Genomic DNA, 17,211 nt, shown 5'->3' with positions numbered 1-17,211 from the left:
GTTCGCGTTTCCGACAGAAGGGGCCGGGCGCGGAATCGGCGAGAGTTGAGATGTGATGTCGCGCACGGTGTTCAGTGCAACGGCAAAGTTGAGACCTTGGGTGTTCGGTAGGCCTCCGACCAGGATGCCGATCGCATTACCACCCGCAGTGATCACGGGACCGCCGCTGTTACCGGGGTTCGTCGCAGCGTCGAGTTGTATTAGCCCCTGTTGGGGATGAAGGGCACTTATGATGCCTCGCGTTACCGTCACCGACTCAATCCCGATCGAACTGCTGACTCGCCTCGGCTACGAGATTCTGCCGTACCTCCGCGAACTCGACGACCACGAGTGGACTGCCGAGGAGCGGGAGTTCTTGGAGTCGTCGGGGACCTGGAAAACGCGCCCGCTGAGCCCGGTGGGATAGCCGCTTGCGAGGCGACATAAGCACTTACCGAATACGAACCTGTATGGAGGGGGAGACACATGGAGCCGACCGAAAACATGCACAACGATGGTATTGCTCGGTGGACTGAGGTCGCTAAGGCCATCGTCCAAATTATCGCAATCATCATAGGCGGCATCTGGACGTATAACAAGTTCATACGCACCGAAGCCCCGTCTCTCGAACAATTCCATGTGTCTCAAGCGCAACTGAAGTGGCATGTCTTGCCGCAAAAAGACATGTGTGCTGCTAGTGTTGCGGTAACGTTGCTCAATGGAGGGACGACGCCGGTCGACGTGAATAGCCTGCAGGCAAGGGTGTGGGAATTTGTGTGGCCACAGAGTGACAAAGCCTTTCTTGATCTTAATCAAGTAGAGGCAACAAGCCCCGTCTTTAATAGGACCTTCAGTGCCAACGTCGCCGAGAGCGCCTTACTCGGTCACTACCGGCTTAATTCCCCCCACACCGACACGTTCACGTGGATCTTCAAGAAACTAAAGAACAGGCTACTAGTCTTTCGGCTAGATGGAAAGGCTCAGATGCAACAAGTCAACATGATCGCATGGGGGGGTGGAGGGAGGCCTCAAGAGCAAACGGTAAAAACGTATCTCTGGAGCCCAGTGTGCGGGTAAGCAATGGGTTAGTTATAGTCCGCGCGGATCGAGGACCCAACGTGCGCTTGGTTGCCGATTCGAAACACGCGTCCCCCGCGCGATGAGGTCAGGCCGATAACAACGTACTCGATCTATCGGAGCGGAGCGATCGTCGGGACGGTGATCGACAACGGGCAGGGTGGCGTGACGGTCCGATCGGGCCTCCTCGCCCACCCGAGAGCCACGCCACCATTCAGGCGTCCCTGTATAGATGGTGGCAAGCGCCCAGAAGACGCCCTTCAACGTGACCTCCTCTTCGTTACCACGGGATGTCGCAAACGTTTACAAGCCTCGCGCTCTATCCACATCAATCTATCGTCGGGGACTTCGGCATCGACCTCCAAGATGATGTCGTACGAGTCAGATAACGTGACATCCCGAACACCTGGGATGGTCAGACAATCCGCTCGGTGCGCGACTACGAAGTCCCGAATATCAATCGGTGGTCCCGGCAGGTTGGCGCGCACTGCCGCTTCCGCCTTCGCGACCTCCGCGTCTATAGCCGCATAGAACTGGGCGTCGAGTTCCCGTGCGAGCGGCTCGCGCAGCGCCGGGGGCAGTTGCTCCATCCACGCTTGCAACTGGTCCTCAAACGAAACTTGCGGCCGTTCCTCGGGAAGGTCCACGACGGGAATCGTCTTGCCGAAGCCTCGTTCGGCCAGCCATTCGGCCGCCTGCATCCTGTCCTTGAGCGAGACTGTCCTGACGCCCAGGGCCTTGCGGTCGCCTTTGAGAACGGCCGTCATCAGCGCGACCACATCAGCGCCGTCGGACACTGCCTCACGGACCATCCGGGCCAGCCCTCGCGGCCGACCGCCGGGGTTGCCGGACTGCCCCGGCACGAAGCCCTTGCCGGTCGCTCCTCCGGGCCGAGGCGTTGTTCCCGCGTTGCTCTCAACCGCCATTGAGGGCATTGTATGCGTTGCGGCTGCTGGCGGCAACGATGGCCTTCCTTATCCGGCATGTCGGACAGGTGTCCGCCCAGGCGGACGGCATGCTCGGGCGGCGCGCTGTCCGGCCCGTAGAGAAGGGGTGCGGCAAGTTATCAAAGAATCGTCAAGGAATCCAGCGGCAAGGACCTTGGTTCCAAGACTCTTTCTTGGGGGGTGTTTATGCGCTCATTGCGTCTGCTCGCGCTCAATACGATATTGATCTCGGCAGTAGTCGGAACGACATGCATCACGGCCTTGGCGGAAGACCTTACAGTCAAACTCGTCTCAATCGTCTCTCCCATCGGGTACGGCGAGCAGGAGACTCTCGTGGTTCAGACTGAAGCCGGTGCCATGTGCCAAGCGCACGCGATCACAAAAGGGATCAACTTCAACTTAGCGGCCCGCAAAGCGGGGAGCGACGGCCTCGTTCGGTGGTCATGGAAGACCGCGGCGAGCAGCGGCAAAGGCCATGTTATGGAAACACGGCAACTCGAGGTCGTGTGCGCGACGGGGGATCGAAAGGGAACGTTGCAGACCGAGTTTACCGTGCGGTAAGACTTGCGCGGGGGAGGGCCGCTCCGACGGGGGCGGCCTCCTGGTTCGTTTCGGCCTTCCGCCACGCATGAACGCACAAGCGCGTAGGACCGTCCTATTTTCTTACCGCTCGGCGGCACGCTGTTCTGGTGCCTTCCTGGTGCCTTGCCGAGGCGGAATCTCCCGAAACGATACCGAACAACCCAAAGCGACTCGAAAGGTCGCGGCGGTCACGGACGCAAGTGGGACAAGCGTTTCCGCGTCCCGCCTACGTTTCTGCGCTGTTCGATAGAATGGTCGGAGCACACTTTGGGAGCAGAAGGTCGCCCGTTCAAATCGGGCCGCCCCGACCAAAGACCCCAAAGCCTTGTTAATCAAAGCGTGGCGAGGAATGGGCAGACAGGTACCTGTCGTGTTTTACGTGGTGGTGATGGCAGCCGTCATAGTCGGCGTAGATTTCATGTTCTTCAGAACCCGATTCTGGGAGCGGCTGACAGTGAATATTGGCATTGTCTTGGTGTTCGCGGCTTTCTACTCGAGATTCCTCAGGCGTCCATGACCAAGGCGCTCCTGCCGAACACAGGTTCCCGATGCATGTCCTTTCGCGCGGCCATCAGGGCACAAGGAATAGCGGGGGGATAGGGGGGAGCGTACGCTGATGGAAGGTCGCCAACACCTGTCGCTGCCCGACGGATATTGGGCACGGGAGGTCGACGGGGTCTGGTACCTCTTCGACCAGAGGAACGTCATGCTTACCGGTCCCGCGGATGCGGCGAGGATCGAACAGTACGCCTGGCGCGATGTCTGGTGCCGGATCGACGAGGATATCGACGACGAAATCGCCGCGTTTCAAGCGGGGGTTCGTTCCCTGCACGAAATGCGCCGTACGCGCCAGTATTTCCGCATGTGGGACGCCGTCGCCAATATCCGCTCGGAGCCACAGACCGGGCTGATCCGAATCGAACCGGGTTTCCGGCGCGTCATCGGCCCGGTCGCCGTCGCGGTCGCCGCGGCCTTCATTATAGTGGCCACCGGCGCCGTTCGCGGCCCGGGCGGCCTGACCCTGTGGCCGCGTCCGGACCGGAGCGCGGGACAGGCCTCCGCCACGTTTCCCAAACCTCTGGCCGCCGCGCTGGCGAACGTCGTTGTGCCGCCCGCCGAGGCTGAGCCGGCGCCGCCCGCGACGCCGCGAGCGACCCCTCCGGCTCAGCGAACGGCGCGCCGGCGGCCCGTGGTCAAGTACGCGGCGACCGTCGGAAGCTTCGCGAGCGCCGCCAGCGCGCAGCGGATGATGCACCTGGTTCGGCGGAAAGGGTACATCGTGGACGTCGTGCCCCGCGGCGAGCTTTCCGAAGTGGTGACCCCGCCGTATCGAACGCGCCGTCAGGCCGCGTCTGTCGTGCGCGGCCTTGAGGAGATTGGTCTCCCGGCGGAGCTCACCGCGTATCGCATGCCGTAAGCTGAGCGGCCGGCGCGCGCGGGTTAGGGACCGCTCCGCGGCGTGCCTGAGGACGACGGCTCTATCACATCGATGCGAAACACGGTGTTACGGTCCCCGTTCACGGCACTCGGCCGTACGCCGAACCACGCGCCGAGCCGCTCATACATCAGCGTGATGGATTTTTCCTGAGAGGCGACGGCGACCGTCCACGAGGGCGCGCCGAACACCGCCCGGACGTCGGCCTCCGTGCTGCCCGTGTGCAGCCCTTCCCGCGTCCGATAGGCGGGGTCCTCGATCACCCAGATCCGGCGGACGATGCCCGCGCCCGTCGCGCGGACACCGAGGCCCGATTCCACCGGGGCCGCATACCAGGTGTAGTCCACGCCGACGCCGGGCCGTTCCGCCGTGTTCGTGGCGCGTCCAAGCGCCGCGACGACGTCCGGCAGCGTCATTCCGAGACGGACGGTGCCGATGCTCCGGCCGGGAACGATCGTCGTCGCGCCGCTCCGCTGTCCCGCCGGGGCGGCGGCCGGCCGACCGGCACCGTCGGGGATGGCGACAATGACCGCGCTCTCCTCGTCGGCCGCCGCGACGCGGAAGCGAACGGGCGCGACGCACTCCACCACCACCCGCACGACATCCGGTGTGAACTGACCTGCCCGGATTTGTTGGATCACACCCTCCGCGGGGTGCACGGTGCCCGCCCGGAACCCGAGCCGCGCGTTCAGGATGTCGACGACGATCCAGGCCGGTCGAACCGGCTGCACCTCGTAGTGGACGGCCGCCGACGCCCGGATCACGACCTGGAGCTCGCGGCCCTCCATTCGTGTCGTGACGCCCGTCACGGTTGCCGGCTCGGCGGAAACCGCGGCGGCCGGCCGTCCGGCGAGGGCGCAGAGGGCGGAGACAACGATCGCGGCGGCGGTACGCGCCGCCCGGATGCCGCAGAGCCGTCTCATCCCCATCCGCCCCCCTAAGGTGTGCCGCCGTTTAGCATTCGCCGCCCGGCGGCGAACTCATATCGCGGACGAGACCGTCCGGCTACGCCGCCTTGAGGTCGGAGGTGCAGTGTGGACACCGGACGGCTTTGAGCGGGATCGTCGACACGCAGTACGGGCACGACTTGGTCGTGGGCGCGACCTCGGGCTGCCGCCGCATCCGGTTGACCTGCCGGATGACCAGGAACATCACGAAGGCCACGATGACGAAGTCGACGATCGTGTTGATGAAGACGCCGTAGTTGATCGTGGGCGCCCCCGCCGCTTTGGCCGCCGCGACCGAGGGGAACGGACCTCCTTTCAGCGTGACAAACAGGTTCGCGAAGTCCAGGCCGCCGAGCGCCAGGCCGATCGGCGGCATGATGATGTCGCTCACGAGCGATGAGATGATCCGGCCGAACGCGGTGCCGATGACGATCCCGATTGCCAAGTCGAGCAAGCTCCCGCGCATCGCAAATTCCCGGAACTCTTTCAGCATGATCGCCCTCCTCGGATTCGGATCTCCTGTTCGTCGGCGTTCGCCCGCGCCGGCGCGGGGACGGACGTGTTGCCTGTGTGGCCGGGGCGGCCGGGAGTGTCACACCTTCTCCGGAGGGTAACGCGTCTCCTCACACCCAATACTAGGTGTGCAGGTCCGGTGATGGGAGGTCAGAGCCATGCATGTCCCGCTCACACCGCTGGAATTCCGCCGCCGCGCGGAGACGCTCTTCGGCGGCAAGGTGGGGGTGATCGACGGCGAGAAGCGCTTCACGTACGCCGAGTTCGGCGAACGCTCGCGCCGGCTCGCCGCGGCGCTTCGAGATCAGGGGGTCCGCCCCGGCGACGTCGTGTCCTTCCTGACCTACAACACGCACCATCTGCTCGAGGCGTACTACGGCGTGCTGCAGGCCGGCGCGGTGCTCAACCCGATCAACATCCGCCTGCATCCGAACGACATCGCGTACGTGCTCAACCACGCCGAGAGCCGCGCGCTGTTCTTCCATAAAGACTTCGCCCCGATGGTTGCGACGATGCGGCCCGGCCTCGAGACGGTGAAGCACTTGGTGGTCCTGGAGCCGGACGGGCCGCCGCCGCCCGGCGCGGCCGAGTACGAGACGCTGCTCGGGAGGGCCGCGCCGATCAGCGTCGACCCGGACGTCGATGAGAACAGCGTGGCCGAACTTTTCTACACCAGCGGCACGACGGGCCGGCCGAAGGGGGTCGCCCTCACCCATCGGTCGCTCTACCTGCACGCCCTGTACTGCATCATCTCCAAGCGGCTCGGCGACGCGACGGTGCACCTGCACGTCGTGCCGATGTTCCACGTGAACGGGTGGGGCGCCCCGCACACGATCACCGGCATCGGCGGCACGCACGTGCTGCTCCGCAAGATCGATCCCGTCGAGATCTTCCGTCTCGTCCAGGCCGAGCGGGTGACCGACTTGTACGCGGTGCCGGCCATCTTCAACGCGCTCGTCAACCACCCGGAGTTCGGGAAGTACGATCTGCGCAGCCTCCGGCTGCTGATGAGCGGCGGCGCGCCGCCGGCGCCCGCGCTCGTTGCGGCGATGCTGGACAAATTCGGGTGCGAGGCGTTCGTCGGCTACGGCCTGACCGAGACGAGTCCGGTGCTGACGCTGGCGCGGCCCAAGACCCATCTGCAGCACGAGCCGCCCGAGCGGCAGCTCGAGCGGCGGACGCGGACCGGGTACCCGATTCTCGGCGTCGAGGTTCGCGTCATGGATGAGAACGGGCGCGACGTGCCGGCCGACGGCGAGACGGTCGGGGAGATCGTGGCCCGCAGCAATGTCGTGATGGACCGGTACTTCAAGGATCCGGAGGCGACCGCCGCCGCCATTCGCGACGGGTGGTTTCACACCGGCGACATGGCCACCCTCGACGCGGAGGGCTACGTCAACATCGTCGACCGCAAGAAGGACATCATCATCAGCGGCGGCGAGAACATTTCGTCGGTGCAGATCGAGAACACACTCTACGCCCATCCCGCGGTGTTCGAGTGCGCGGTCATTCCCGTGCCCGACGAGCGGTGGGGCGAAGTGCCGAAAGCGTTGGTCGTCCTCAAGCCGGGGGCCGCGGCCACGGAGACCGACGTGCTCCAGTTCTGCCGGGAGCGGCTGGCCGGCTTCATGGTCCCGAAATCGGTGGAGTTCCTGGAGGCCCTCCCAAAGGGCGGGACCGGCAAGATCCTCAAGGGCCAGCTGCGCGAGCAGTACTGGGCCGGACAGCCGCGCCGGGTCCACTGAGGGCGGGGCGGGAGGCGGGCGTGCACGTCCGGCGGGCCACGGTCATCGGCGCGGGGGTGATGGGGAGCGCGATCGCGGCGCACCTTGCGAACGCCGGCGTGTCCGTCCGGCTGCTCGACGTGGCGCCGCGGGAGCTCACCGACGACGACCGCCGGGCAGGCCGCACACCGGCCCACCCGGAGGTTCGCGCGCGTCTCGCGCGCGCCGGCAAGGAACGGGCGCTCCGCGCCACGCCGCCCGCGTTCATGGCCCCCGAACTGGCCTCGCTCGTGACGCCCGGAAACTTCGAGGACGACCTGCACCACGCCCGGGAGTCCGACTGGATCATCGAGGCGGTGGTCGAGAACCTCGCGGCCAAGCGGGCGGTCCTGGCCCAAATCGAGGCCCACGGGCGGCCGGGCGCCCTCGTGAGCTCCAACACGAGCGGCCTCTCGATCAACGCCATGCTCGAGGGACGCTCGCCCGCGTTTCGGCGGCATTTTCTCGGCACGCACTTCTTCAACCCTCCCCGTTACATGCGGCTCGTCGAAGTCATTCCGGCCGCCGACACGCTGCCGGAGGTCCTCGCGGCCGCCGCCGACGTCATCGGCCGCGTGCTCGGCAAGGGCGTCGTGACCGCCAAGGACACGCCGAATTTCATCGGCAACCGCATCGGCGCGTTCACTTCGTGCCTGGCGTGGAAGCTCGCGCTCGAAGGCGGCTACACGGTCGAAGAAGTGGACCTGTTGACGGGCCCGCTGATCGGCCGGCCGCGCACCGGCAGCTTCCGCCTCGCCGATCTGGTCGGGCTCGACACCGCGTATCACGTCCGCCGCAACGTCTACGAGAGCCTGCCTCACGACCCGGATCGGGAGGTCTTCAATCCTCCGGCGCTGCTGCGCGGCATGGTCGAGCGCGGCTGGCTCGGCGCCAAGACGGGCCGCGGATTCTACTGGCGGCGCGGCGACGCCACGATGGTGGTGGACCTCGACAGCCTGGAGTACCGTCCGCTGCGGCCGCCCGACCTGCCGTCCGTCGCCGCGGTCGCGGGCATCGCCGGTATCGGTGAGCGGCTCACCACGCTTTTTCGAGCCGGCGACCGGGCCGCCGCGTTCGTCCGGCAGCTCCTCGACCGCACCCTCGCCTACGCCGCCCGGGTGCTGCCGGAGATCAGCGACGACGTGGTCAATGTCGACCGCGCGATGCGGTGGGGCTTCCATTGGGAGCTCGGTCCGTTCGAGCTCTGGGATGCCCTCGGCCCGGCGGAGATCGCCGCGCGTCTCGCGGCCGACGGCGCGGCGATCCCCCCGGTGGTGGACGAAGTGATCCGGCGCGGAGACGGGCGTTTCTATCGGGACGCGGGCTCGAATGTCGTGGCGGCCGGGAGGCGAGCGGAAGGCGGCCGCCGTCAGTTCTTCGATATGCCGGCCGCCGGGTACCGACCGGTACCCACCCCCGCCGGCGCGATCGTGCTCGCCGACCTCGCGCGGACCGAACGCGAACTCGAGCGCACTCCTGATGCGTCGCTGCTCGACCTCGGCGACGGCGTCGGCTGCGTCGAATTCCACTCGCACCTGAACGGTGTGACACTGGAAACCCTGCGCGTGCTGGAATCGGCCCTCGACAGGCTGGAAGGGGAGTTCGAGGCGCTCGTGATCGGCACGCAGGCGCGCGATTTCTGCGCGGGCGCGAGCCTTCGCGAATGGCTGTCGCTCGCGGACGAAGGCCGCTGGGCGGCGGTGGATGAGCGGGTCCGCCGGTTCCAAGAACTCGCGCGGCGGGTGCGCCGGGCCTCGAAACCGGTCGTCGCCGCCCCTCGCGGGCGAACGCTCGCCGCCGGCGGCGAGATCTGCCTGGCCTGCGGCCGCCTGCAGGCCGCCGCCGAGACCTACATGGGACTGGTCGACACGGAGGTCGGCCTCGTCCCCGCGGGCGGCGGTACCATGGAAATCGTCCGGCGCGCCCAGTCACGCATCCCGCCCGGCGTGACGGCCGACCTGCTGCCCTTTATCCAGTGGGCGTTCGAGGCGATTGCGCGGGGGACGATCTCGCAGTCGGCCCTCGAGGCGCGGCGGCTCGGGTACGTGAGAGACGCGGACGGCATCACGATGGACGCCGAACGGTTGATCCAAGATGCCAAGGACGCCGCGCTGGCGATGGTCCGCCTCGGCTACCGGCCGGCGCTGCCGGACCGGATTCGCGTCGGCGGCGAGCGGATTCGGGCGGCGTTGCACGAAACGCTCTACATCTTGAAGGCCGGCGGCCAGATCACGGCGTTCGACGAGGTCGTCGGCCGCCGGCTGGCGCACGTGATGGCCGGGGGCGCCGTGCCGGAGGGGACCGCGGTTTCCGAAGGCTACCTGCTCGATCTGGAGCGCGAGGCGTTTCTCGGGCTGCTCGGCGAGGCGAAGACGCGCGAGCGGATGCGGCACCAGGTGCAGACCGGCCGGCCGCTTCGCAACTAGCGAAGGGCGGACGCGAACCACGCTAGGGGACGGACAAAGGGAGTGCGGCGATGCGTGACGCGGTGATCGTCTCGGCGGTCCGAACCGCCATCGGCAAGGCGCCGCGGGGCGCGCTCCGCGATACGCGCCCGGATGAGCTGGCCGCGGCGGTGATTCGGGAGGCGGTCCGCCGCGTGAGCGGACTCGACCCGGCCGCCGTGGAGGACGTAATCCTGGGCTGCGCCCTGCCGGAGGGGGAGCAGGGGCTCAACATGGCGCGGGTGGCGGCGCTGCGGGCGGGACTGCCGGTCACCACCTGCGGCCAGACGATCAACCGGTTCTGCTCCTCCGGCCTGCAGGCGATCGCGCTCGCATCATACGAGGTCATGACCGGGCAGGTGGACGTGGCGGTGGCGGGCGGCGTCGAGAGCATGAGCCTCGTGCCGATGCGCGGTAACAAATACGCGCCGAATCCGCACCTCGCGGGCGAGTGGCCCGACGTGTATCTGTCGATGGGGCTTACCGCCGAGAACGTGGCCCGGCGGTTCGAGGTCTCGCGGGAGGACCAGGACGCGTTCAGCCTGCGGAGCCACGCGCGCGCCGCGGCGGCGATCGCGGCCGGCCGCTTCACGGACGAGGTTCTGCCGCTCACGGTCCGGCGGTGGGAGGACGGCGACGGCCGCCCGGCGTCACGCGAGCTGACCTTTGGGGCGGACGAGGGCGTGCGCGCCGACACCTCGCTCGAGCGGCTCGCCGCGCTGCCGCCCGTCTTCGCCAAGGACGGGGTGGTGACGGCCGGCAACTCGTCGCAGACGAGCGACGGCGCCGCGGCCGTGGTGGTGATGTCGGAGGAGACGGCGGAGCGGCTGCGCCTGAAACCGCTGGGGATCTTCCGGTCCTTCGCCGTCGCCGGCGTGCCGCCGGAGATCATGGGCATCGGCCCGGTCGAGGCGGTGCCCAAGGCGCTGCGTCAGGCGCGGGTGCGCCTGCAAGACGTCGACGTGATCGAGTTGAACGAAGCGTTCGCCTCGCAGGCCGTCGCGGTTGCCCGGCGTCTCGACCTCGACGAGGCGCGGCTCAACCCGAACGGCGGGGCGATCGCGCTCGGGCATCCGCTCGGGTGCAGCGGCGCCCGCATCACGGTGACGATGCTGCACGAACTGGCGCGCCGGGGCGCGCGGTACGGCGTCGCCACGATGTGCATCGGCGGTGGGATGGGCGCGGCCGGCGTGTTCGAGCGTCCGTAGCGCCGCGGCGCCGGCGAATTCGTGGGGGAGCGTGACGCCATGGAGATGACGGGTGTGGCCGCGGGCGGCAGTTTCCTCATCACGGCGTCCACGCCGGGGGAGGCCTTCACGCCCGAGGATTTCTCGACGGAGCACCGGCTGGCGGCCCGCAGCCTCGCGGAGTTCCTCGACGCCGAGGTGGAGCCGCGCACGGCGCAACTCGAGACCCACGACTATCCTTTGATGCGGCGGCTCCTGCGGGAGTTGGGCGCGCTCGGCTTCCTCGGCGTCGACATCCCGGAGGCGTACGGCGGCACGGGGCTCGACTTCATCACGTCGCTGCTCGTCGCTGAGACGATGAGCCGCGGGTCGTTCGCGGTGGCCTTCGGCGCCCATACCGTGATCGGGACGCTGCCGATCGTCTACTTCGGGACGGACGATCAGAAGCGCCGCTACCTGCCCGGTCTCGCCGCAGGGGAGCTCGTCGGGGCCTACGCGCTCACGGAGCCCACCGCGGGGTCGGACGCCCTGGCCGCCCGCACGCGCGCGGTTCTCGCCGAGGACGGGCGCGCGTACCGCCTCACCGGCACGAAGCAGTTCATCACCAACGCGGGGTTCGCCGACGTGTTCACGACGTACGCCAAGGTCGACGGCGAGCGGTTCACGGGCTTCATCGTCGACCGCGCGACGGAAGGCCTGGAGGTCGGCCCGGAAGAGCATAAGATGGGCATCAAGGGCTCGTCCACGGCGAGCCTCTTCTTCGACAACGCCCGGGTGCCGGCGGAGAACCTCCTCGGGGAGGTGGGCGGGGGGCACCGCGTTGCGCTCAACATCCTCAACATGGGGCGCCTCAAGCTGGCGACCGCGTCCACGGGCGCCGCCAAGCGCGCCGTCCGCCAGGCGATCGCCTATGCGACGGAGCGCCACCAGTTCGGCCGCCCCATCGCGTCCTTCGGCCTGGTGCGGCAGAAACTCGCCGAGATGGCCGTGCGCACCTATCTCCTCGAGAGCATGGTTTACCGGACCGGCGGGCTGATCCAGGCGGGCCGGCAGACCGCGGACACGCCGGTCAGATCGGTCGAGGAGTACGCGGTGGAATGCGCGATCGATAAAGTGTACGGATCGGAGGCGGCCGGGTTCGTCATGGACGAGCTCGTGCAGGTCTACGGCGGCTACGGATTCATCGAGGACTACCCCGCGGCCCGCGCGTACCGCGACGCCCGTATCAGCCGCATCTACGAAGGGACGAACGAGATCAACCGGTTGTTGATCACGAGCATGCTGCTGCGCCGTGCCCAGCGGGGACGGCTGCCGCTCCTCGAGGCCTGCCGGGCCGCGGTGGACGCCACGATGGGAGACGCGGCGCCCCCGGGACGCCCCGGGGACCCCGGTCCGCTCGCGGACGCGTGGACCCAGGTCGAACGCGCGAAGCAGGCGTGCCTGGCCGTCGCGGGCATCGCCGCCGCGCGATACGGCGACGCGCTCGCCGAGCAGCAAGAAGTGCTCGCGCGGATCGCCGACCTGATCATCGAGATCTTCGCGATGGAGAGCGGCCTGCTGCGGGCGCGCCGCGCGACGGGGCCGGGACGGCCGGAGGACGGCAAGGGCGACCTCGTCCGCGCCGGGGTCGCCGACGGCGTGGCGCGCGTCGAAGGATGGTGCCGGCAGATCCTGGCCGCGGCGGGCGCGGGGGAGGCGCTGCGCGGCCAGCTCGGCGCGGTGCACCGGCTGCTCGGCGACGTACCGCCCGACGGCATCGCGCTGCGGCGGCGGATCGCCGAGCGGCTGCTGGACGCCGGCACGTACGTGGCGTAGCGCATGCGCGTGCACGATCTGTTCAGTCTCTCCGGCCGCGTGGCGCTGGTCACCGGCGGCTCGCGCGGACTGGGCCGGGAGATCGCCGAAGGGCTCGGCGAGGCGGGGGCCGCGGTCGCGCTCACGGCGCGCCGGGAGGAGTGGCTCCACGAGGCCGAGCAGGCGCTCCGCGCCGCCGGCATCGACTGCATGGCGGCCGCGTGCGACGTCACCCGGCCGGACGCGGTGCACGCCCTGGTCGCGGCGGTGGCGGCACGATACGGCAAGATCGACATCCTGGTCAACAACGCGGGCGCGACGTGGGGCGCGTCCGTGCTCGAGATGCCGCTCGACCGGTGGCAGCGCGTGCTCGAGGCCAATCTGACGGGGACGTTTCTCGTGACCCAGGCGGTGGGGCGATCCATGGTCGACCGGCGCTACGGCAAGATCGTCAACATCGCCTCGATCGCCGGGCTCGCCGGCAATCCGCCGGAGGTGCTCGACACCATCGGCTACAGCGCCGCGAAGGGCGGCGTCATCGCGTTCACGCGCGACCTGGCGGTGAAGTGGGCGCCTTACGGCGTGTACGTGAACGCCATCGCGCCCGGCTTCTTCCGTACCCGGATGACGGAGTCGCTGCTCGAGCGGAATCAGGCCCGCGTCGAGGCGCAGATTCCGCTCGGGCGCATCGGCCGGCCCGGCGAGCTCAAAGGCGTCGCGGTCTTCCTCGCCTCCGCGGCGTCGGACTACGTGACCGGTCAGATCATCCCCGTCGACGGAGGTCGCACCGCGACGTGACGGTTAAAGTCGGGATCCTCGGCGCGGGCTTCATCGGCCGGCTGCACGCGCTCAACCTCAAGGCGGACGCGCGGGTCTCGCTGGTCGGGATCGCCGACGCGGTCCCGGCCGCGGCCGCCCGCCTCGCCGCCGAAGCGCAGACGGCGCCCCTGCCGGATCTCGCCGCGCTGCTCGATGCCGGCGCGGACGCGGTGTACGTCACAACGCCGAACACCCATCACGTCGAGCCGGTGCTTGGAGCGCTCGCGCACGGCGCGCACGTGTTCTCCGAAAAGCCGATGGCCACGTCGCTCGACGGGGCGGCGCGGATCCGCCGCGCGGCGGAGCGGTCGCGCGGCGTCTACCAGGTTGGGTTCAACCGGCGGTTCGCCAACGTGTACGCGTTCGCACGGCGGCTCATCGACGAGGGGCGCCTCCGGCCCCTCGCGGCGCAGCTGAAGCACAACCGCGGGGAACTGCGCCAGCCGCCCTGGACCTCCGATCCAACGGTGACCGGCGGCTATCTCTACGAGACGCCGGTACACCTGTTCGACATGGCCCGCTTTCTCTTCGGCGACGTCGCGGAGGTGCAGGGCTGGGCGCGGCAGAGCCTCTACGCGGAGCCGGACGCGTTCACCCTGCTGCTGCGGTGCCACAGCGGACTGATCACGTCCGTGACCAGCGTCGCGCACGCGAGCTGGCTCTTTCCCTCGGAGCGCATCGAGATTTACGGCGATCACGCCTCCGTGATGACCGAAGAGCTCGAGCGCGCGGCGTTCAGCGCCGGAGCGCGCGCGCAGGTCGAGGCGATCGACTGCGGCGCGATGCCGTTCGAGCAGAAGTGGGGGTACGTGATCGAGGACCGGCTGTTCGTCGACGCCGTGCTCGGCGAACGTCCTCCCGCCGTGACCGCGGCCGACGGCTATCGCGCGACGGAACTGGTCGAGGCGTCCTACCGCGCGGTGCGGGAAGGCCGTTCGATCGCACTGCCGCTTCCCGAACCGGCTGGGCCCTAGCGCGTCAACCCCGAACTCCCCCCATAATTCGGCGGCATTCCGCCGCTACCGCGTTTGGCCTTGCGTCCCCCAGGGAAATAATAAGGCGGTCACATGTAGAGAGGGGCACGAGAGGGGGTGAGATTACATGATTTTTCTGCTCCTCGGTCTGCTGATCCTCGCCGCCACGGGTCACATGCTCCTGCGGTAAGGCGGCGGCGGTCGGGCCGATGCAGCGAGTGACCGTTGACAGTCGATAGAGAGCGATAGAAACGACCGACGGTGCCGGCGGGATCGCCGAAACCGGTGTTCGACAGATAGTAAGAAAACGATTCACACAGAGACAAAGGGAGGGTTGTATGCGCAAGATCGCCTTGCTCGTACTCGGCGTAATGGTCCTGTCGTTCGCCAGCGCAGCCATGGCTCAGACAACCCCGGCACCTGCGACGACGCAGACTCAGGGTCAGTATCCCAACGTCGCCAACCTGAAGCCGTTCTCCGCGGAAGCGAACTACATGTCCCTCGCCGGATATCTCCGGTACCTGGTGTTCCAGCAGACGGGGCAGTGGCTCACCCGCGAAGAGGCGGTGCGGATCGTCAACCAGCAGCGCGGCATGTAGGATAGCGTTCGCTGGTTTGCCGCTGGACGGCGGGGGGGAGGGCGGACGCCCTCCCCCCCGCGTTTGTCAGGACGACACCGACGCGGCAGCGGACGACGCACCCCAACGTATCACGAGAACCTGAAGGGAGGAGAGGTATCAGTAGTGAGAACTGATCGACGACCGATGCGGCGATTGTTTGTCACCGCCGTCCTGGTGGCGGCGTTAGGCGCCGGCCTCGTGTCCGTGGCCGTAGCCCAAACGCCGGCGCCATACGTGAAAGTGTTTGTGGACGGCAGTCCGGTGTACTTCGACCAGGCCCCCGTGATGGCCAACGGGCGCGTGCTCGTTCCGCTTCGCGGCGTGTTCGAGCGGCTCGGGGCCACGGTGACATGGGATCCGACCTCTCAGACCGTGCTCGCGCAGAGCGGCGCAACCAGCGTCTCGCTGCGGATCGGCTCGCCCCAGGCGTTCGTCAACGGGCAGGCGCAGTTCCTCGACGTTCCGGCGATGCTCGTCGGCGGCCGGACGTTGGTGCCGCTGCGCTTCGTCAGTCAGGCGCTCGGCGCGGGCGTGACGTGGGACGCGGCGACCTCGACGGTCCAGATCACCAGCCAGGGAGCGCTCACCGGTCCGCCGGTGACCTACCCGCCGACGCAGTCCTATCCGCCGACCCAATCCTATCCGCCGACCCAATCCTATCCGCCGACGGCCTATCAACCCCCCGCGCCTACCACGATCTCGGGGACGGTCGTGCGCGTGAACGCCACGACGTACCCGGGTCAGCTGCTCGTCCAGACGCCGCCCGGCGAAGTGTATACCTACAACATCGTCTCCGGGACGACCATCGTTCGTCAAAACGTGGTCACGGGCGTGAGCGGGCCGGTGTCCCTCAGCGCGCTCAGACCGGGTGACTCCGTCACGGTGACGGCCGATCAGTCCGGCACGGCGCAGAACGTCCAGGCGTCGTTCACGTCTCCGGCGCCGGTACCGGCCGGGGCCATTACGTCGGCGACCGTTACGCCGACCGGGCGTCCATTGGTGCCCGGGGACGTGATGACGGTCGTCGCGATAGGCCCGGCGCACGGCACCGCGACCTTTGCGATCACCGGGCTCCGGAACGGCCTGCCGATGACCGAATCCGCGAACCAGCCCGGCACGTACGTCGGCAATTACGCGGTCCAGCCGGGCGACTTCGTTCAAAACACCACCGTGGTGGTCTCGCTGACGGCGCCCACCGGACAGTTGTTGACGGCCACGGCGCCGAGTCCGGTAACGATCAGCGCGTCGGCGATTGTGCCGCCCGCGATGGGCGGCGCGCCGGTGATCAGCCAGCCGGGTCCGGGGACTCCCATCCGGACGCCCTTTACCGTGACGGGCAGCGCCCCACCGGGCTCCCTCGTCAAGGTTCAAGCGGATTATAACGGGACCGTGCTGCTCTTTCCCGTCCAGGGCACGCTCGGCACGCAGACCGTGACGGCCGACGCGAACGGCAACTGGTCGGCGACATTCGCGCAGGCGCCGCCGGTGCGAGGGGTCAACGTGACGATTTCCGCGACCCTCGTGGACTACACGGGGGCGGCCCGCTCGCCGTCGACCACGGTCAACACGACGTTGCAGTAACGTTGCACCAGCAGCGGGTTAAAAACTGAAAAGATGAACCACGCCCGGGCGGCCGGCAACAGCCGGCCGCCCGGGCGGATGAGGTGTCCCCCGTGAGAACCGATAGATCGCGAAGAGCGCTCGCCGGCGTTGTCCTCGTCGCGGCGCTCGCCGCCGGCTTCACGTCCACCGCCGCGGCGCAGACCCCGGCGCCCGACGTCAAGGTGTTCGTCGACGGGGCGCCGGTGACGTTCGATCAGCCCCCTATGATAAGCAACGGGCGCGTGCTCGTGCCCCTCCGCGGCGTATTCGAGCGGCTCGGCGCCGCGGTGACGTGGAATCCGGGTGCGCAGACCGTGGTCGCAACGCGCGGCGCCACCAGTGTCTCGCTGCGGATCGGGGCCCCGCAGGCGTTTGTCAACGGCCAGGCGCAGTCCCTCGATGTCCCGGCGATGTTGATCGGCGGCCGGACGCTTGTGCCGCTGCGCTTCGTCAGCCAGGCCCTCGGCGCCATGGCGGCGTGGGATGCCGCGAGCGCCACCGTGCAGATCACGAGCGCGGGGGGCGCAT

Annotated in this window: 15 protein-coding genes; 12 read left to right on the top strand and 3 right to left on the bottom strand. The window is 68.2% G+C overall.

Annotated features, from left to right (window positions below; genetic code table 11):
• Window positions 1–229: 229 nt before the first annotated feature.
• Together VKT83_18115 and VKT83_18110 are read left to right on the top strand one after the other, a co-directional pair.
• Window positions 230–406 carry a hypothetical protein gene (locus VKT83_18115; protein ID HLY24386.1) on the top strand — a complete coding sequence of 59 codons (177 nt, stop codon included), beginning with the start codon at window positions 230–232 and terminating at the stop codon, window positions 404–406.
• Between the two features lie 59 nt (window positions 407–465).
• Window positions 466–1,056 (top strand): hypothetical protein, encoded by a 591-nt coding sequence (locus VKT83_18110; GenBank protein HLY24385.1) that lies wholly within the window; start codon window positions 466–468, stop codon window positions 1,054–1,056.
• A 260-nt stretch (window positions 1,057–1,316) separates the two neighbouring features.
• Here VKT83_18110 and VKT83_18105 read toward each other — a convergent pair whose 3' ends face one another.
• The gene (locus VKT83_18105; GenBank protein HLY24384.1) at window positions 1,317–1,982 is read right to left on the bottom strand and encodes a DUF5681 domain-containing protein; all 666 of its coding nucleotides are present in this window, start codon (window positions 1,980–1,982) and stop codon (window positions 1,317–1,319) included.
• A gap of 1,219 nt (window positions 1,983–3,201) precedes the next feature.
• Between VKT83_18105 and VKT83_18100 the strand changes: the two genes are divergently transcribed.
• On the top strand, window positions 3,202–4,002 hold the full coding sequence (locus VKT83_18100) for a hypothetical protein (protein ID HLY24383.1): 801 nt from the start codon (window positions 3,202–3,204) through the stop codon (window positions 4,000–4,002).
• A 23-nt stretch (window positions 4,003–4,025) separates the two neighbouring features.
• Here VKT83_18100 and VKT83_18095 read toward each other — a convergent pair whose 3' ends face one another.
• Complete coding sequence (locus VKT83_18095) at window positions 4,026–4,943, bottom strand: AMIN domain-containing protein (GenBank protein ID HLY24382.1); 918 nt, start codon at window positions 4,941–4,943, stop codon at window positions 4,026–4,028.
• A gap of 82 nt (window positions 4,944–5,025) precedes the next feature.
• Window positions 5,026–5,460 carry a large conductance mechanosensitive channel protein MscL gene (gene mscL / locus VKT83_18090; GenBank protein ID HLY24381.1) on the bottom strand — a complete coding sequence of 145 codons (435 nt, stop codon included), beginning with the start codon at window positions 5,458–5,460 and terminating at the stop codon, window positions 5,026–5,028.
• A gap of 178 nt (window positions 5,461–5,638) precedes the next feature.
• Here mscL and VKT83_18085 point away from each other — a divergent pair, with 178 nt between their 5' ends.
• The 9 genes from VKT83_18085 to VKT83_18045 form a co-directional block, all read left to right on the top strand.
• Window positions 5,639–7,225: a fatty acid--CoA ligase gene (locus VKT83_18085; GenBank protein ID HLY24380.1), complete on the top strand. Its 1,587-nt coding sequence runs from the start codon at window positions 5,639–5,641 to the stop codon at window positions 7,223–7,225.
• Window positions 7,226–7,245: 20 nt separating this feature from the next.
• Complete coding sequence (locus tag VKT83_18080) at window positions 7,246–9,669, top strand: 3-hydroxyacyl-CoA dehydrogenase/enoyl-CoA hydratase family protein (protein HLY24379.1); 2,424 nt, start codon at window positions 7,246–7,248, stop codon at window positions 9,667–9,669.
• A 50-nt stretch (window positions 9,670–9,719) separates the two neighbouring features.
• The gene (locus tag VKT83_18075; protein HLY24378.1) at window positions 9,720–10,895 is read left to right on the top strand and encodes a thiolase family protein; all 1,176 of its coding nucleotides are present in this window, start codon (window positions 9,720–9,722) and stop codon (window positions 10,893–10,895) included.
• Between the two features lie 39 nt (window positions 10,896–10,934).
• Complete coding sequence (locus VKT83_18070; GenBank protein HLY24377.1) at window positions 10,935–12,689, top strand: acyl-CoA dehydrogenase family protein; 1,755 nt, start codon at window positions 10,935–10,937, stop codon at window positions 12,687–12,689.
• Window positions 12,690–12,692: 3 nt separating this feature from the next.
• Window positions 12,693–13,466 (top strand): SDR family oxidoreductase, encoded by a 774-nt coding sequence (locus VKT83_18065; GenBank protein ID HLY24376.1) that lies wholly within the window; start codon window positions 12,693–12,695, stop codon window positions 13,464–13,466.
• A complete protein-coding gene (locus tag VKT83_18060; GenBank protein HLY24375.1) occupies window positions 13,463–14,461 on the top strand; it encodes a Gfo/Idh/MocA family oxidoreductase in 999 nt (332 codons plus the stop codon). Before VKT83_18065 ends, VKT83_18060 begins: the two co-directional genes overlap by 4 nt.
• Before the next feature lie 338 nt (window positions 14,462–14,799).
• Window positions 14,800–15,060 carry a hypothetical protein gene (locus VKT83_18055; GenBank protein HLY24374.1) on the top strand — a complete coding sequence of 87 codons (261 nt, stop codon included), beginning with the start codon at window positions 14,800–14,802 and terminating at the stop codon, window positions 15,058–15,060.
• 165 nt (window positions 15,061–15,225) lie between these two features.
• Window positions 15,226–16,662, top strand: a complete 1,437-nt coding sequence (locus VKT83_18050; GenBank protein HLY24373.1) for a copper amine oxidase N-terminal domain-containing protein — start codon at window positions 15,226–15,228, stop codon at window positions 16,660–16,662.
• Between the two features lie 92 nt (window positions 16,663–16,754).
• Window positions 16,755–17,211, top strand: a 457-nt coding sequence (locus tag VKT83_18045; protein ID HLY24372.1) for a copper amine oxidase N-terminal domain-containing protein, incomplete at its 3' end; no start/stop codon positions are given.

This window comes from bacterium (assembly GCA_035308905.1).
In the GTDB taxonomy this organism is placed as follows: domain Bacteria; phylum Sysuimicrobiota; class Sysuimicrobiia; order Sysuimicrobiales; family Segetimicrobiaceae; genus DASSJF01.
The sequence above is the reverse complement of the archived record's forward strand: the minus strand, read 5'-3'. Positions and strand labels throughout refer to the sequence as shown.

Coding starts and splice junctions, on each gene's coding strand:
- VKT83_18115 (HLY24386.1), top strand. CDS start 230: ATGATGCCTCGCGTTACCGTCACCGACTCAATCCCGATCGAACTGCTG.
- VKT83_18110 (HLY24385.1), top strand. CDS start 466: ATGGAGCCGACCGAAAACATGCACAACGATGGTATTGCTCGGTGGACT.
- VKT83_18105 (HLY24384.1), bottom strand. CDS start 1,982: ATGGCGGTTGAGAGCAACGCGGGAACAACGCCTCGGCCCGGAGGAGCG.
- VKT83_18100 (HLY24383.1), top strand. CDS start 3,202: ATGGAAGGTCGCCAACACCTGTCGCTGCCCGACGGATATTGGGCACGG.
- VKT83_18095 (HLY24382.1), bottom strand. CDS start 4,943: ATGAGACGGCTCTGCGGCATCCGGGCGGCGCGTACCGCCGCCGCGATC.
- mscL (HLY24381.1), bottom strand. CDS start 5,460: ATGCTGAAAGAGTTCCGGGAATTTGCGATGCGCGGGAGCTTGCTCGAC.
- VKT83_18085 (HLY24380.1), top strand. CDS start 5,639: ATGCATGTCCCGCTCACACCGCTGGAATTCCGCCGCCGCGCGGAGACG.
- VKT83_18075 (HLY24378.1), top strand. CDS start 9,720: ATGCGTGACGCGGTGATCGTCTCGGCGGTCCGAACCGCCATCGGCAAG.
- VKT83_18070 (HLY24377.1), top strand. CDS start 10,935: ATGGAGATGACGGGTGTGGCCGCGGGCGGCAGTTTCCTCATCACGGCG.
- VKT83_18065 (HLY24376.1), top strand. CDS start 12,693: ATGCGCGTGCACGATCTGTTCAGTCTCTCCGGCCGCGTGGCGCTGGTC.
- VKT83_18055 (HLY24374.1), top strand. CDS start 14,800: ATGCGCAAGATCGCCTTGCTCGTACTCGGCGTAATGGTCCTGTCGTTC.
- VKT83_18050 (HLY24373.1), top strand. CDS start 15,226: ATGCGGCGATTGTTTGTCACCGCCGTCCTGGTGGCGGCGTTAGGCGCC.